The sequence below is a fragment of the Rhizobium sp. CNPSo 3670 genome, from assembly GCF_057784555.1.
This window is the reverse complement of sequence record NZ_JBXSOL010000007.1, coordinates 20,358-35,620: the sequence shown is the minus strand read 5'-3', so window position 1 is coordinate 35,620 and position 15,263 is coordinate 20,358. Positions and strand designations below refer to the sequence as shown.

The 15,263-nt window shown below is 62.2% G+C and carries 16 protein-coding genes; 5 read left to right on the top strand and 11 right to left on the bottom strand.

The features are described from left to right. Nucleotides 1–72: 72 nt before the first annotated feature. The 3 genes from AC13QO_RS09035 (at nt 73) to AC13QO_RS09025 (ending at nt 3,124) form a co-directional block, all read left to right on the top strand. A complete protein-coding gene (locus AC13QO_RS09035; RefSeq protein ID WP_488540486.1) occupies nt 73–873 on the top strand; it encodes an inositol monophosphatase family protein in 801 nt (266 codons plus the stop codon). A gap of 112 nt (nt 874–985) precedes the next feature. Next, entirely contained in the window at nt 986–2,089 is a 1,104-nt protein-coding gene (locus AC13QO_RS09030; protein WP_097597296.1) for a MotA/TolQ/ExbB proton channel family protein, read from the top strand. A 3-nt stretch (nt 2,090–2,092) separates the two neighbouring features. Beyond that, nucleotides 2,093–3,124, top strand: coding sequence for a peptidoglycan -binding protein (locus AC13QO_RS09025; protein ID WP_085779362.1), 1,032 nt, complete (start codon nt 2,093–2,095; stop codon nt 3,122–3,124). Here the strand turns inward: AC13QO_RS09025 and AC13QO_RS09020 are convergent, their stop codons facing one another. The 5 genes from AC13QO_RS09020 to AC13QO_RS09000 form a co-directional block, all read right to left on the bottom strand. Continuing rightward, nucleotides 3,125–4,375: an RNA polymerase sigma factor gene (locus tag AC13QO_RS09020; protein ID WP_488540485.1), complete on the bottom strand. Its 1,251-nt coding sequence runs from the start codon at nt 4,373–4,375 to the stop codon at nt 3,125–3,127. It lies immediately after the preceding gene. Nucleotides 4,376–4,382: 7 nt separating this feature from the next. Next, nucleotides 4,383–4,721 (bottom strand): YciI family protein, encoded by a 339-nt coding sequence (locus tag AC13QO_RS09015; protein ID WP_085779360.1) that lies wholly within the window; start codon nt 4,719–4,721, stop codon nt 4,383–4,385. A 252-nt stretch (nt 4,722–4,973) separates the two neighbouring features. Further along, on the bottom strand, nt 4,974–5,162 hold the full coding sequence (locus tag AC13QO_RS09010) for a YegP family protein (protein WP_064694384.1): 189 nt from the start codon (nt 5,160–5,162) through the stop codon (nt 4,974–4,976). Between the two features lie 145 nt (nt 5,163–5,307). Next, the gene (locus AC13QO_RS09005) at nt 5,308–6,300 is read right to left on the bottom strand and encodes a Bug family tripartite tricarboxylate transporter substrate binding protein (protein ID WP_488540484.1); all 993 of its coding nucleotides are present in this window, start codon (nt 6,298–6,300) and stop codon (nt 5,308–5,310) included. A 140-nt stretch (nt 6,301–6,440) separates the two neighbouring features. After that, a complete protein-coding gene (locus tag AC13QO_RS09000; RefSeq protein WP_488540483.1) occupies nt 6,441–8,243 on the bottom strand; it encodes an ABC transporter transmembrane domain-containing protein in 1,803 nt (600 codons plus the stop codon). Between the two features lie 192 nt (nt 8,244–8,435). Here AC13QO_RS09000 and rpmE point away from each other — a divergent pair, with 192 nt between their 5' ends. After that, nucleotides 8,436–8,657: a 50S ribosomal protein L31 gene (rpmE, locus tag AC13QO_RS08995; RefSeq protein WP_003566413.1), complete on the top strand. Its 222-nt coding sequence runs from the start codon at nt 8,436–8,438 to the stop codon at nt 8,655–8,657. Between the two features lie 135 nt (nt 8,658–8,792). Here rpmE and rcdA read toward each other — a convergent pair whose 3' ends face one another. The 3 genes from rcdA to AC13QO_RS08980 form a co-directional block, all read right to left on the bottom strand. Beyond that, the gene (gene rcdA / locus AC13QO_RS08990; RefSeq protein ID WP_085779357.1) at nt 8,793–9,308 is read right to left on the bottom strand and encodes a protease adaptor protein RcdA; all 516 of its coding nucleotides are present in this window, start codon (nt 9,306–9,308) and stop codon (nt 8,793–8,795) included. 390 nt (nt 9,309–9,698) lie between these two features. Next, nucleotides 9,699–9,890 (bottom strand): DUF1192 domain-containing protein, encoded by a 192-nt coding sequence (locus tag AC13QO_RS08985; RefSeq protein ID WP_488540482.1) that lies wholly within the window; start codon nt 9,888–9,890, stop codon nt 9,699–9,701. A gap of 160 nt (nt 9,891–10,050) precedes the next feature. After that, nucleotides 10,051–11,331: an MFS transporter gene (locus AC13QO_RS08980; protein WP_488540481.1), complete on the bottom strand. Its 1,281-nt coding sequence runs from the start codon at nt 11,329–11,331 to the stop codon at nt 10,051–10,053. Nucleotides 11,332–11,504: 173 nt separating this feature from the next. On the opposite strand from AC13QO_RS08980, the gene AC13QO_RS08975 reads away from it, so the two are divergent. Then, on the top strand, nt 11,505–11,669 hold the full coding sequence (locus AC13QO_RS08975; protein WP_285192624.1) for a hypothetical protein: 165 nt from the start codon (nt 11,505–11,507) through the stop codon (nt 11,667–11,669). A gap of 28 nt (nt 11,670–11,697) precedes the next feature. On the opposite strand, the gene AC13QO_RS08970 is transcribed toward AC13QO_RS08975, so the two are convergent. From AC13QO_RS08970 to AC13QO_RS08960, 3 genes are all read right to left on the bottom strand, one after another. Continuing rightward, nucleotides 11,698–12,621 carry a PhzF family phenazine biosynthesis protein gene (locus AC13QO_RS08970; protein WP_488540480.1) on the bottom strand — a complete coding sequence of 308 codons (924 nt, stop codon included), beginning with the start codon at nt 12,619–12,621 and terminating at the stop codon, nt 11,698–11,700. Nucleotides 12,622–12,763: 142 nt separating this feature from the next. Beyond that, nucleotides 12,764–13,789 carry a class I fructose-bisphosphate aldolase gene (locus AC13QO_RS08965; protein WP_085779354.1) on the bottom strand — a complete coding sequence of 342 codons (1,026 nt, stop codon included), beginning with the start codon at nt 13,787–13,789 and terminating at the stop codon, nt 12,764–12,766. Nucleotides 13,790–14,011: 222 nt separating this feature from the next. Continuing rightward, nucleotides 14,012–15,214, bottom strand: a complete 1,203-nt coding sequence (locus AC13QO_RS08960; RefSeq protein ID WP_198175466.1) for a phosphoglycerate kinase — start codon at nt 15,212–15,214, stop codon at nt 14,012–14,014. Nucleotides 15,215–15,263 lie beyond the last annotated feature (49 nt).

The following is a 15,263-nucleotide window of genomic DNA, read 5'->3' as shown; positions in this document are numbered from 1 at the left end:
GTCATACATGTTCAGGGACATTTCCCGCCCCTGGCAGCGCGCGTCCCGTATCAGTCCCAAGGAAATGCGCCGATGGCCCGTTCAGCTCTTCTCAATGTCATGGTTCAGGCTGCTCTCAAGGCCGGAAAATCGCTGGGGCGTGATTTCGGCGAAGTGCAGAACCTGCAGGTTTCGGTGAAGGGACCGGGCGATTTCGTTTCCGCCGCCGACCGCAAGGCCGAGAAGATCGTCAGGGAAGAACTGTTGAAGGCGCGGCCGACCTATGGCTTCCTCGGCGAGGAAAGCGAGGAGATCAAGGGCACCGACGGCGCGCATCGCTGGATCGTCGACCCGCTCGACGGCACGACGAACTTCCTGCATGGCATCCCGGCCTTCGCCGTTTCGATTGCGCTCGAGCGCAATGGCGAGATCGTTGCCGCCGTCGTCTTCAATCCGGCGACCGACGAACTTTATACTGCCGAGCGCGGCGGCGGCGCCTTCCTCAATGACCGGCGCCTGCGCGTCGCTGCGCGCCGCGTGCTGTCGGATTGCGTCATCGGCTGCGGTGTGCCCGCGCTCGGCAAGCGCAATCACGGCAAGTTCCTGGTCGAACTGCGCCACGTGATGGGCGAAGTGGCCGGCATCCGCCGCCTGGGCGCACCGACCCTCGATCTCGCCCATGTCGCCGCCGGACGTTTCGACGGCTTCTGGGAGGCGGAGCTTGCGCCCTGGGACATGGCAGCCGGTATCCTGCTCATCCGCGAAGCCGGCGGCTTCGTCACCGACTGGGATGGCGGAACGGCCATTCTGGAGGGCGGCGCGATCGTCGCCGGCAACGAACACATCCATAAGGCGCTGATCGAGGTCATCAAGCGGCCGATTCCCGCCAAGTGAGCGCATAAAAATCCGGCTGTTGTAAAGTCACGGTTTTCGCCACGGCATACTTCAATTCGGCACAATGTTGCTCTAGTCTCCGCCAGCAATGAGTTCGGAGGCTGCTGGACCTATGGAAAATGTGAATGTGGCGGAGATCGGCTCCACCGAAAAGACGGCCGGCGGTTATACCTACAGGCTCTCGAGCCCCATGCCCTTCCTTTGGACGATGCTGCTTTTCCTCGTCATTGTCGGGTTCATTGCCGCGATCCTCTTTCGGCAGACGCAAACAGCCTTCATGCACAATCCGGGCCTCAACGGCCTGATCCTCGGCGTTCTCGCAGTCGGAATCGTCCTTGTTTTCAATCACGTGCTAGCGCTTCGCCCCGAAGTGCGCTGGTTCAACTCCTTCCGCGCTGCCGGCAGCGCGGATAAGGTCAACCGTAACCCGCGGCTGCTTGCGCCGATGCGGGCGCTGATCGGCAGCCGCAAGAGCTCGGTGGCGCTGTCGACGACGGCGCTGCGTTCGATTTTGGATTCGATCGCCACCCGCCTCGACGAATCGCGTGACGTTTCGCGCTACCTGATCGGCCTCCTGGTATTCCTCGGCCTGCTCGGCACGTTTTGGGGTCTCATCGGCACAATCGGCTCGATCAGCGCCGTCATCCAGTCGCTCGATCCCGGCTCGAACGGCACGGGAGACGTGCTCTCGGCGCTGAAGGAGGGACTTTCCATGCCGCTTTCCGGCATGGGGCAGGCCTTCTCGTCGTCGCTGCTCGGCCTCTCCGGTTCGCTCATTCTCGGCTTCCTCGACCTGCAGGCCGGGCGCGCGCAGAATCGCTTCTATACGGAGTTGGAAAACTGGCTCTCCTCGGTCACCGATGTCGGCTCCGATCTTGCGCCGGCGCTCGACGCCGTTGCCGGGTCTTCCTCGGACGACATGCGCGCACTTTCCGAGTATCTGCGCAAGGTCTCCGAAGAAGGCGGTGTCGGCAACCAGCGCTCTGTCGCTGCCATGGCAAGCCTTGCCGAAGGCATTCAGGGTCTGGTCAAGAATATGCGCAACGAGCAGCAGATGCTGCGTGACTGGATCGAGGCGCAGCAGGACGAGGCGAAAGCCATGCGCCGGACGCTCGACCGGCTGGCCGAGCGCATCGGCCTGCAGGAGCGGGGCGGCGAGCGGTCCGAGCGGCTGCGCGAGCGCACGAGCCATGCAGAAAAGAGCGAGGGCAAGTAAGCCATGGCACTTGCCCGCAACCGCCGCCGCGAACGCACGGTGGATTACTGGCCGGGCTTCGTCGATGCGTTGTCGACGCTGCTCATTTCGATCATGTTCCTGCTGACCGTCTTCGTCGTTGGGCAGTTCATCCTAAGCCGCGAAATCACCGGGCGCGACGAGGTGCTCAATCGCCTCAATAGCCAGATCAACGAGCTGACGCAGCTTCTGGCACTCGAAAAGGGTAGCAATCAGGATCTCCAGGATTCGGTCGCCAACCTGCAGGCTTCGCTCGCGACTGCCGAAGGGGAACGCTCACGGCTTCAGGCGCTGCTGAACGCCGGCTCGGGCGGCCAGGATGCGGCTCAGAAGCGGATCGGCGCGATGACCCAGGAGCTCGACGAGCAGAAGCAGGTGAGCGAACGGGCGCTGAGCCAGGTCGAACTCTTGAACCAGCAGATCGCCGCACTCCGCAGCCAGATCGCCGCGGTCGAAGCGGCGCTGCAGGCATCCGAGGAGAAGGACCGGGTCTCGCAGACCAAGATCGCCGATCTCGGCAGTCGCCTCAACGTGGCGCTGGCGGCGCGCGTGCAGGAACTGAATCGCTACCGCTCCGACTTCTTCGGTCGCCTGCGTGAAATCCTTTCGGATCGCGAGAACATTCGTATCGTCGGCGATCGGTTTGTCTTCCAGTCCGAAGTGCTGTTTCCCTCGGGCAGCGCCGATCTCAACCCGGAAGGGCAGGGGGAGATGGCGAAGCTTGCCGCGGCGTTGCTCGACCTCGCCAAAGAAATTCCGCCGGAGATCAACTGGGTTTTGCGCGTTGACGGCCATACCGACAATGTGCCGCTTGCGGGAACGGGCCGCTATCGCGATAATTGGGAGCTTTCCTCCGCACGCGCGATTTCGGTCGTCAAATTCCTGATCGGCCAGGGTGTGCCGGCGGACCGGCTCGTTGCCGCGGGCTTCGGCGAATTTCAGCCGATCGCACCCGGCGATGCCCCGGACGCCCGTTCCACGAACCGCCGCATCGAGCTGAAGCTCACCGAGAAATGATCAGCCTGATGTCGTCCGCCGCGCTTCGGCGAGCCGATCGACGAGAAAGGCTCGGACAGAGGGGCTGTCGCTGAGGCCGATCGCCGTCATGTAGGCATCGGCCGCGGCCGCATCGTCGCCCGCTCGTGCCAGAAGAAAGGCACGTACGGCCCAGTAGGGCTGATAGGCAGCGATCGCGCGCGGATCGATCCTGTCGAGCAGGGTCAGGCCTTCGGCGGGGCTTAAAGCCCGGCCGATCACCGCCGCTTGGGCGACGCGCGCGCCGAGCGTCGGCTTCATCGTCAGCAACGCGGCATAGAGCGTCGTGAGCGCCTGCCAGTTGGTCACTCCCGAAAGGCGGCGCGCCGCATGCACCGATTGAATCGCCGCCTGGCACTGATAGGGGCCTAAACGGTTGAAGCTTCCGGCCTTGCGCAGCAGCGCATCCGCCTCCGCGATCATGGTGGCGTCCCAGCCGGCCGGATCCTGCTCGTCCAGCGGCACATAACGCCCGTTGCCGTCGCGGCGGGCGCTACGGCGGGCTTCGCAGTGAAGCATCAGCGAGAGAAGGCCGATCGCTTCCGGCTCATCCGGAAGTACCGTCAGAAGCGCCCGGCCGAGCCAGATCGCTTCGCCGGCAAGCGAATGGTGCGCTTCCTCGCCATCGAGACCATCCCATCCGAGGCCGTAGGCGGCGTAGACCGCCGAAAGCACGGCGGCAAGCCGCCCAGGCAGCGCGGGCCGAGGTGGTATGGTGAAGGGAATGCCGGCATCACGGATCTTCACCTTGGCCCGCACCAGCCGCTGGCTCATCGCTTCCGCTGAAACGACGAAGGCCCGGGCGATGGTTCTGGCTTCGATGCCGAGAATCGCTTGCAGCATCAGCGCCGTATGCACGGAGCTGTCGATGGCAGGATGGGTGCAGGCGAAGAGTAGCTTCAGCCGTTCATCGGGAAAGACGGAATTGCCGGCCTCGTTCATTCGTGCCTCCGCTTCCTCGAGGGCGAGTGATATCGTCGTTTGTGCGTTGGCCTCGACAGTGCGGTGCCGGGCCGCCTGCATCAAATTGCGGCGGGCAGCCACCAGCAGCCAGGCTTCCGGATTGGCGGGAATGCCGCGCTCCGCCCAGACGCGAAGGGCCGAAGCCAGCGCTTCCGACAATGCGTCTTCTGCCGCCGGCACGTCGCGCGAGCGGGCGGCGAGAAAGGCGATCAGCCTGCCATAGGACTGTCGCGCCACTTGTTCGGCGGCGCGTCCGGCATCGGGCGGCATTGCCACCTCACATCTGCAGGCGCGGGCGCACCTCGACCGAACCCTTGTCGGAGATAGGAATACGGGTAGCCCATTCGAGCGCGGTGTCGATGTCCGGGACCTCGATCAGATAGAAGCCGCCGAGCTGCTCCTTGCCTTCCGGATAGGGACCGTCCTGGACATCGTGATCCTCGCCCTTGCGGCGTATGACCGTGCCGGTCTCGGGGGCTGTCAGCCCCGCGCCGCCGGTCATGATCCCGGCCTGGACAAGCGCCTGGGTGTAAGCAACCCAGCCGTCGCGATAGGCCGGATCGCTACGGCGGGCGAAATCCTCCGGCGCTTCGCGAATGATGAGGGCATATTGCATGGAAAACTCCTGATATTGTTGTTGGCATTGATCCAGGCCGCCGGCGAAAGCCGTCGAGCCTGGTGGAGCGGCTAGCCGTTCCGAGACAATGAGGCGCGATCGCCAGTCGTTTCGACATGGCTTTGAAAAAAATATTTGAAAAAGAAAAATCGCGCCGGAAATCACAAACAGGCGAGCCGGTCTCTAAGACACCAGCGCCGCTCGAGGGCGCAAAAAAGCAGGGCGGCATTGATGCCGCCCGTGCCATGCCGCTCAGGCTTCGGCCTTCGTCTGGTCGACGATCTCGGCGCCGGAGGTATTCTTCTTGATGGACTCGATGGCATTCAGGGCGGACGCCTTCGCCTTGTAACCCTCGGAGCTGAACATGGTTTCCCCGTTCGATGCCTTGAAGCGGAAACGGAATTCGCCTGATTTATCCTTGTAGACTTCGAATTTATACATGGATGTCTCCCGAAACGCTGAATTGCACCATCAGCGTCGAGGAGGCTAGATCAAAATGCCGAGCTTTTCCACTGCCTTAATGAGGATTGAGTTCAACTGGTGCTAATCAGCGCTGCGCGGAAGATGCCGGGCAAATGTCCTCGCATCATTCCATCTGGATGTTTGCGCCCTTGACGACCGGCCCCCATTTGGCGAGCTCAGCCTTCACGTGGGCGGCAAGTTCCTCGGGCGTCGAGCCGACGATGGTGGCGCTGAATTCCTTCATGCGTTCGGCAACGGCCGGGTCTTTGAGCGCCTTGTTCGCCGAGGCGTTGAGGCGCGTCACCACCCCGCCCGGCGTGTTGGCTGGGGCAAAAAGCGCGTTCCAGGTATAGGTCTCGTAACCCGGTATGCCCGACTCGGCGATCGTGGGTACATCGGGGAAGGAGGGCGCGCGCTCGGCGGTGGTCACCGCCAGCGCCCTCAGCGTGCCCGCCTTGATGTGGCTGGAGGAGGAGGGCAGGTTGTCGAACATGATCGGCACCTGGTTGCCGATGACATCGTTCAATGCCGGACCGGCGCCCTTATAGGGGATATGCTGCATGCTGACGCCGGCCATGGACTTGAAGAGTTCGCCGGAGAGATGCAGCGGCGTGCCGTTGCCGGACGAGGCGTAACTGTATTTGTCGGGCTCGGCTTTCAGCAGCGCGACCAGTTCCTGCACCGTTTTTGCCGGCAATTCCGGATTGACGACCAGCACGTTCGGCACGACGACGAGCAGGGAGACCGGCGCGAAATCTTTCTCCGGGTCGTAGGGCGTCGATTTGAGGATCAGCGGATTGAGGGCGTGGGTCGCAACGGTGCCCATCAGAATGGTGTAGCCGTCAGGCTCGGCGCGGGCGACGTTGCCGGCCCCGAGATTGCCGCCGGCACCGGCGACATTCTGGACGATCACCTGCTGGCCGAGATCCTCCGACATCTTCTGCGCGACGATACGGGCGACGACATCGGTCGAGCCGCCGGCCGCAAAGGGCACGACCATGGTGATCGGACGATCGGGAAAATCTGCAGCAACAGCAGAGCTGCTGAACCCCAGCATTGCAGTCAGGCCCAGAACGAGCGCGAGCCCCGTGCGTCGCGTCATGTCGGAAAGCGCCATTCCTATCTCCTCCCGCGATTTCAACAGCAATCCCCACCCAGGGGCATGAAGAGGGTAGGGCAGGAGGCGGGAAAGACAACCGCAGGGAGGTGTGGTCGGCCTGAGACTTTAGTCGCTATCGGTGGAGAAGCGCGTACCGGTTAGTTGGCAGGAGCGAGCACATCCTCATTGGCGGCGTCGAATTGCAGGCGCGCCAGCCGGGCATAGATGCCCCCCTGGCGGATCAGGCTCTGATGCGTGCCTTCCTCGACGACGCGGCCCTTGTCCATGACGAGGATTCGGTCGGCCTTCAGCACCGTCGCCAGGCGATGGGCGATGACCAGTGTCGTGCGACCGTCAACCAGGCCGTCGAGCGCCTTCTGCACCAGCGTCTCGCTTTCGGCGTCAAGCGCTGAGGTCGCCTCGTCGAGCAGCAGCACGGGCGCGTTCTTCAGGATGGCGCGGGCAATGGCGATGCGCTGTCGCTGGCCGCCGGAGAGGGTGACGCCTCGTTCGCCGACCTCGGTCTCATAGCCGTTATCCAGCCGGGCGATGAATTCGTCGGCCTGGGCGGCAAGCGCTGCGGCGCGGACTTCCTCACGCGATGCACCAGGGCGGCCGAAAGCGATGTTGTCATGGATCGATGCGGCGAAAATGGTGACGTCCTGCGGCACGATGGCGATGCGCTGGCGCACCTCGTCAGGTGTCGCCAGCCGCGCATCGACACCATCAATCGCCACGCTGCCCTGCTGCGGATCGTAGAAGCGCAAGAGCAGCGAAAAGACTGTGGTCTTGCCGGCGCCGGAGGGGCCGACAATCGCGACGGTTTCGCCCGGCGAGACAGCGAAGTCCAAGCCATGCAGGGCCGATTTGCCGGGGCGCGAGGGATAGGCGAAATGCACGTCGGAAAACTCGACGCGGCCGCGGCTGGGCGAAGGGAGAGGCTCGGGGTTGGCGGGGGCTGATATCGGCGACACCTCGTCGAGGAGTTCGGTCAGCCGGTCGGCGGCGCCGGCCGCCTGCGAGAGTTCGCCCCAGACCTCCGACAGCGCGCCGAGCGATCCCGCGGAGATGACGGCATAAAGCAGGAACTGGCCGAGCGTGCCGGCAGACAGCGTGCCGGCCAGCACGCTGTGGGCGCCGACCCAGAGCACGGCGACGACGCTGCCGAAGATCAGCGTGATGGCGATGCCGGTCAAGAGTGCGCGCGAGCGGATGGCGGCGCGGGCGGCCTCGTAGGCGGATTCGACGGCGCCGGCGTAACGTCTCGCTGCGGCGTCCTCGCCGTTGAAGGCCTGTACCGTACGGGTCGCGGCGATCGTCTCGTTGGCGAAGGCGGACGCTTCGGCAAGCGTGTCCTGAGCGGCGCGGGAGCGCCTGCGCACCGAGCGGCCGAAGGCGACGAGCGGGAAGACGATCAGCGGGATCGCTCCGATGACGAGGCTCGACAGTTTCGGCGAAGTGACGACCATCATGCCCAAGGCGCCGAGACAGAGAATGAGATTCCTAAGCGCCACCGAGGCGGTGGCGCCGACGGCGGACTTGATCTGCGTCGTATCGGCGGTCAGCCGCGAGACGATCTCTCCGGACTGGTTGACGTCGAAGAAGGAGGGCGACAGCCGTGTCACATGGTTAAAGACGTCGCGGCGAAGATCGGCGACGATGCGTTCGCCGATGGTGATGACGAAATAATAACGCAACGCGCTCGCGATCGCGAGCACGACGGCCATGACCATCAGCATAGCGAAGTAGCTGTTGATGAAGCTGCCGTCGGACCCGGTGAAGCCGTGGTCGATCATGCGGCGCACGGCGAGCGGCAACGCCAGCGAGGTCATGGCGGCGAGCGCCAGTGAAATCAGCGCGCCGGCCACCAGCCCGCGATAACGCATGACATAAGGCATCAGCCTGCCGAGTGGCCGCAGCGACCGCCTTCTGTTTTCCTCAGCCCGTGCCTGATCTGCCAAATCGTCTCCGATCGCCCGCAGGACCCGCTAATGCGGCCTGTTGGCTCTTGTTATCCCGGCGTCCTTCATGTATAGGCACCGCATCCTAATGGGAAGCCGTAGCCATCACGACTGCGGCTTCATTTATTCAATCGGTTCGGTGGCCGCAACTGCATGCGGCAAATTGAACTCCGGTATCGCAGGAAGATTGTTATGAAGGCAGGCATCCATCCCGACTATCACATGATCAAGGTAGTCATGACCGATGGCACCGAATACGAAACCCGCTCGACCTGGGGTTCGGAAGGCGCTGTCATGAACCTCGAAATCGATTCCAAGTCGCATCCGGCCTGGACGGGCGGCAACCAGCAGCTCATGGACCGCGGCGGCCGCGTTTCCAAGTTCAACAAGCGTTTCGGCGGCCTCGGTCTCTAATCGCTTCTGCTTGACGACGTTTCGCAAGGAGCCCGGTTCTGCCGGGCTTTTTTGCGTTGGCGGAACGATGCGCAGCGGCAACAAAAAACCGGCCGCGCACTGCGCAGCCGGCCCAAATGGATTTAGCAGCTCTGGTCAGTTGTTGCCGAAGGCCGTCTGCAGCAGCGAAAGCTGCGCCTGGACGCTGTTCTGATTGTCATGAACGATCACGGCTTCGGCCGGACGATAGATTTCGCGATCCAGCAGCGCGATGCGGTTCTGCAGGCGCAGGGAGCGCTCGACGAGGTCTCGGAACGATTCCGGCAGATCGCCCCAGCCGGGTGCTGCGCGGTCGACGTTGAAACCGTCGAGGCGGACCTTGTTCTTCTCGGCCAGCACCTGGTCGCGCGACATCTCGCCATTGTTGACGGCGCGCTGCAACAGCAGCCACGAGGCCATCTGCATCAGGCGGGTGGTCAGCCGCATCGATTCCGCGGCGTAGAGGACGGATGCCATGCGCGGCAGAACCTTGGAGGCTGCGCGGCCTTGGCCGTCAAGATAGGCGGCGGTCTCTTCGACCAGCGACATGCCTTCGCCATAGAGTGCCTTGAACTGAGAGGATGCAGCCGCGCGGCCCGCAAAACTGATCGTGTTCAATCCAACTTCCGACATCGCAATAGTCCCTGTTGCACGCAGCTACTTATGGTCAGGTAACGCCGGGGTTGACGGAAAAGTTTCCGCGTCCGGTCTTTATGACTTTAAGATGGTATCATTAGCGCAAATGCGCAAGCCGTTTCTTAAGAAAGGGTTAATCTCCACAGTTTCATGGAAATGCGCCGGCCGCAGCAAAAAGAAGAGCCGCAAAAGCGGCTCTCAAGGTAAAACAGGGAGAAAAATCAGACCAATTCACCGCTTGGAAAACTGTCTGAGATCCAGAGAAAGTCTGGATGATTACAGTAATACCTCATAAAGCTTAATATCTTATTAACATTGTGCCGAATGAAGACTTGAGGCTGGCTCATTTTCCTGCCCATGCCCTTGTTTTCGGAGGCTTTTAGCGGATCACGAGCGGAAGAAGCTTTCAGCGGCCTGCCGCCCGGATGCCTTGCGGATAGCTTCGGCTTCGAGCCGGGCGATCTCGGTTTTCAGCAATTCCACTCGCGCCTTCAACTCATCCACTGAAAGCATGGAGAGATCGGCGCCGATCTCGTGGGCGGTTTTCTTCTGCGGTCGGTCGTCATCGATAAAGCTCATCGATTCTCCTCCTTTTGCTGCCGGCAGCATAATGCCGAAAAATGCGGCCCACACGGAATCGGAATTTAGGTCGATCCGGCCCAAATCCAGCCTCGCCCTCCCCATTTTTATTTTTCCCGAGCCAGGGCGAAAACCGCAGTGCGGCTTTTGTAGAGAGGGCCTAACCGAACTTTACAGCAGGATCGCTGCTTTCGGGAGATTTACCTGTGCCGCGATCGGCCAGCGACATGCTCTGCGGCGTCAGCATCGGCGAAGTGCCGGTCGGGATCGTCGTATAGGCGTCGCGGTCGCTGACTGGGACGGCCGCGCGGATGCGGCTTCTGATGATGGCGTAAACGGTGATCAGCACGTGAGCGACGGCGGTGACCAGGAAAAGCGCATGCGGGGTGATTGCCGACATGACCGGGCCGCCGAGCGTCGGGCCGATGACTGTGCCGATGCCGTAGAGCAGCAGCAGGCCGCCGGAGACCTTGACGAAATCCTCCGACGCCGCGAAGTCGTTCGCGTGAGCCACAGCGATCGGATAGAGCGTGTTGGCCACCGCGCCGTAGAGGACAACGAGCCCGATCAGCAAGGCAGGGGATGTCGGGTGAAGCAGAAAGATCAGCAAGCCGGCGATGGCGGCAATCGCCGACAGGGCGGCGAGCACGTAGCGCCGGTCGACGCGATCAGAAAGCCGGCCGGCCGGCAGCTGCATCATCGCGCCGGCGAAGATGGTGGAACTCATCATGACGGCGATGCTGGTGTCGGAAAGGCCGGCGCCGGCGCCGAAGACAGCCCCGAGCGTGCCGTAAGCGCCGTTGGCAATGCCGACGAGCAGAATGCCAAGGCAGGACACGGGCGAATTGCGGTAGAGCGCCGGCAGGTCGAGGCGCACAGCTTTCAGCGGCTGTGGTGAGGCCGCGGTCGAAAGCGTCGTCGGCAGCATCGCGATGCAATAGAAGATGCCGCAGATCATGAACAGCACCGGCGTGCGCACATCTTCGAGCGGGATCATCATCTGGCCGCCGACGACGCCGAGCAGGGTGATGCCGATATAGAGCGAGAAAATCGCGCCACGGCTCTCGTTGCTGGCGCGCTCGTTCAGCCAGCTTTCGATGATCATGGACGTGCCGGCGGTGGAGAAGCCAGTCACCGCACGCAGGATCACCCACCAGAACGGATCGATGATGATGCCGCTGACCAGTGCGATGATGGCGATGATCGAGATGAAGCCGGAGAAGGCTCTGACATGGCCGACGCGGCGCACCAGTTTCGGCGCCACCAGGCAGCCGATGACGAAGCCGCCCGCCCATGAGGTGCCGAGCAGGCCGAGCGTCGTCGTGGCATAGCCTTCGAGATTGCCGCGCACGGGAAGCAGGATACCCTGCAGACCATTGCCCATGAAAAGGAAGAGCGTGCCAAACAGCAGCGCAGCGACAGACAGCAGATTTCTCTTCATTTCCCCAGACTCGGTCTTAACGATTTACGATGGACATAAGGCACGACCTCAGTCAGCCCAGTCTCAAGATGATTGATTGTGCCCCGGAATGTCTTTACGGCGTGTCGAGATCCTCTTGTTCGCGCGGAAAAATGTCCGTCCTGTGACATTCCGAAAAACGGAAAAAATAAAGCATGACAAAGCTGATAGCCTTGCTGCTCATCCTTGCCATGGCGATACAGCTGATCAAGCCGCTCGGGCTTCCCGGCCTCCGGCGGCGGATGGATTTCTGGAAGATCGCGCTGATCGCCTTCGGCATATGGGCAGTGGCGCTGCTGTTGCGCGACTTCCTGATGTAAGCCTCGGATTCGAGCTTCGATGCGGGCGTTAGTCCCGCAGGATGATTTCGCCGCGCATCACGGAAACGCAGCTTCCCGAGATGACGACGTCAGTGACGGTGCCATCGCACTTCGTGACATCAAGGGCGATGATGCTGCGGCGGCCCATTTCCACGCCCTGTTCGATGGTGATGCGGACGATCATGTCGGCCTCCGCCGTCAGTGTGACGAGATAGGCACCGAGGGCTGCGGAAGCGCTGCCGGTCGCGGGGTCCTCGGGCACGTTATCGAGCGGCGCGAACATGCGAGCGCGTATATTCCACGGATCTTCGGATGTCCTGACATAGACGAAGAGCGAGAAGTCATGGCCGCTCGTCGTCTGGTGGCCGGCAGCCGCCTGGAATCCGGCAAGGTCCGGTCGGGCGGCGGCCAGCGCTTCAAGCCCGCTCAACTCGGCAATGGCGAAGTTCAGACCGACCGAGGCAAAGACCGGGGCGTGGTTGGTCTTGAGGATTGCCCCGGGTTCGAGCCCGATGCAGCGGGCGATAGTTTCCTCGGCAATGACATCGCCGATTGTCAGCGGCTGCGGCGCGCGGATGGCGGCGGCCGCGACCTTTCCGCCGCTGCGTTTGAGGGCGACTTCGACGATCCCAGCCTGTTCCTCGAAACGCAGCTTCTCGCCAACGGGCTTGCCGAAGATCTCCGCCTGCCGGCCGAGTACACAGGCGGTGCCGACGTTCGGATGACCGGCGAATGGTATTTCCATCGTCGGAGTGAAGATGCGGACACGGGCCGAATTGCGAGGATCCTCCGGCGGCAGGACGAAGGTCACTTCGGAATAGTTAAATTCGGTGGCGATCATTTGCATCGCTGCATCGCTGAGCCCGCGCGCATCGGAAATGACGGCAAGCGGATTGCCCTCGAAACGCGTGGAGGTGAAGACATCGACGGTGACGTAGGGGATGGTATCCATAGCGGCTCCTGTTTCGGCGGGCCTTTATGAATAATCACGATTTTTCGTCAGGCGAAGCGGTATCTTGTCGCCGAGACAATGAGGAAGGGCGGCAACATAGCGTTGCCGCCCCTTCCTGCAGGCGATTAAAGGCTCATTATAATCAGGCTGCCTTTTCCAGATCCTTCTGCCAGCTGCCCTTGGCGGCAAGGCTGTTCATCTCGGCGCGGTGCGTGAATTCGCGCTGGCCGGCGGCGACATTTTCCGGTTTGCCGTTCCAGGCCTTGAGCGCACTGTCCTGAAGGGCGCGGCCGTAGGAGAAGGTGACGAACCAGGGCAGGTCGGCCGTGGCATTGATGGCGGAAAGATGTGCGGTTGCCTCTTCGGTCGACTGGCCGCCGGAGAGGAAGGCGATGCCCGGAACCGCTGATGGGACCGTGCGCTTCAGCACCTGCACGGTGCGCTCCGCGACCTCGGCGACAGAGGCCTTGCGGGCGTTCTTGCCGTCGATGACCATATTCGGCTTCAGGATCATGCCTTCGAGGCTGACTCGGGCTTCGGCCAGCTCTTCGAAAACGATGCGCAGCGTGGATTCGGTGACTTCGGCGCAGCGGTCGATATTGTGGTCGCCCGGCTTGCCGTCCATCAGGCATTCCGGCTCGACGATCGGAACGATCTTGGCTTCCTGGCAGAGGGCCGCGTACCGGGCAAGCGCCTGAGCGTTGGCGCGAACCGAGCCGCGGGTAGGCAGCGTCGAGGAGATGGCGATGACGCCGCGCCACTTGGCGAAACGGGCGCCGGCCTCATAATAGCGAGCAAGGCGCTCGCCGAGGCCATCGAGGCCTTCGGTGATGGTTTCGCCCGGGAACTTGGCCATCGGCTTGGCGCCGGTATCGACCTTGATGCCGGGAATGGAACCAGCAGCGCGAATGATGTCGACGAAAGGCGTGCCGTCTGCGGCCTTCTGGAAGAGCGTCTCTTCGAAGAGGATGACGCCGGAAATATATTTCTTCATCGCCTCGTCGGAGCGGAAGAGCATCTCGCGGTAATCGCGACGGCTCGTTTCGGTCGATTCGAGATTGATCGTGTCGAAACGCTTCTTGATGGTGGAGGTCGATTCATCAGCCGCAAGCAGTCCCCGGCCGCCTGCAACCATCTGCACTGCGATGTCTTCCAGTCGTTCGCTCATTCGTTCTCTCCACAGCATGAAACATCGGCGGTTTAAGAATATAGGACGGCGATAACAGAAGTTTATAGGGAGGAAAATGGAAGGCTAAGTCACTGAAACGATTGAAATCGTTTCAATCGTTTGAAAGACTGGGAATTTTTCCGGCGCTTGAGCAAAAGACCGCGGAAGGCTTCTCGCCGCCGCGGTCTATCCACATGTAAAATCTGCCAAATCCGCTTAGCGTCATTTATCGGCGTTGAGAACGGCGACGCCGGGTAACTCCTTGCCTTCCATCCATTCGAGGAAAGCGCCGCCTGCGGTGGAGACATAGGTGAAGTCGTCGGCAACGCCGGCATGGTTCAGAGCTGAGACGGTATCGCCGCCGCCGGCTACGGAGGTCAGCTTGCCGGCCGCCGTGCGCTCGGCGGCGTATTTTGCGGCAGCAACCGTTGCTGCATCGAAGGGCTCGATCTCGAAGGCGCCGAGCGGACCGTTCCAGACGAGCGTCGAGGCGCGCTCGATCCAGGCATTGATGGCCTGAACGGATTGCGGCCCGACGTCGAGCACCATGGCATCGGCGGGAATTGCGTTGATACCGACCGTCTCATTGGCGGCACCCGCCTTGAACTCGCGGGCGACGACGCCGTCTTCCGGCAGGATGATGGCACAGCCTGATGTCGCGGCCTCGATCATGATCTGCTTGGCGGTTTCAGCGAGATCATGCTCGCATAGTGACTTGCCGACATTGGTGCCACGCGCGGCGACGAAGGTATTGGCCATGCCTCCGCCGATGACGAGTGCATCGACCTTCTTCACGAGATTCATCAAAAGATCGATCTTGGTCGAAACCTTGGCGCCGCCGACGATTGCGACGACGGGACGGGTGGGATTGCCGAGACCTTTTTCAAGCGCCTCCAGCTCGGCCTGCATGGTGCGGCCGGCATAGGCCGGCAGGTGGTGGGCAAGGCCTTCGGTGGAAGCATGGGCGCGGTGGGCGGCGGAGAAGGCGTCGTTGACATAGATATCGCCATTGGCGGCAAGCGCCTTGGTGAAGTCAGGATCGTTCTTTTCCTCGCCCTTGTGAAAGCGGGTGTTTTCCAGCAGCAGAATATCGCCATTCTTCATTGCGGCAACGGCGGAGGCGGCGGCCTCGCCGATGCAGTCGGAGGCCGTCAGCACGGCATGATCGAGCACTTCCTCGACGGAAGGGGCGATTAGCGACAGTGACAGATCCGGCGACGGACCGTCCTTTGGCCGGCCGAAATGAGCAAGCAGGATGACCTTGGCGCCCTTGCCCGATAGTTCGAGGATCGTCGGCGCCACCCGCTCGATGCGCGTCGTATCAGTAACCTTGCCGTCCTTGACCGGGACGTTGAGGTCGACGCGGATGAGCACGCGCTTGCCGCTGATGTCGGAGAGATCGTCGAGGGTCTTGAAAGAAGGCATGGGGAAGATCCAGTCTTGGTTGGCGGAAGTCGCGCCGACCATAGCAAGG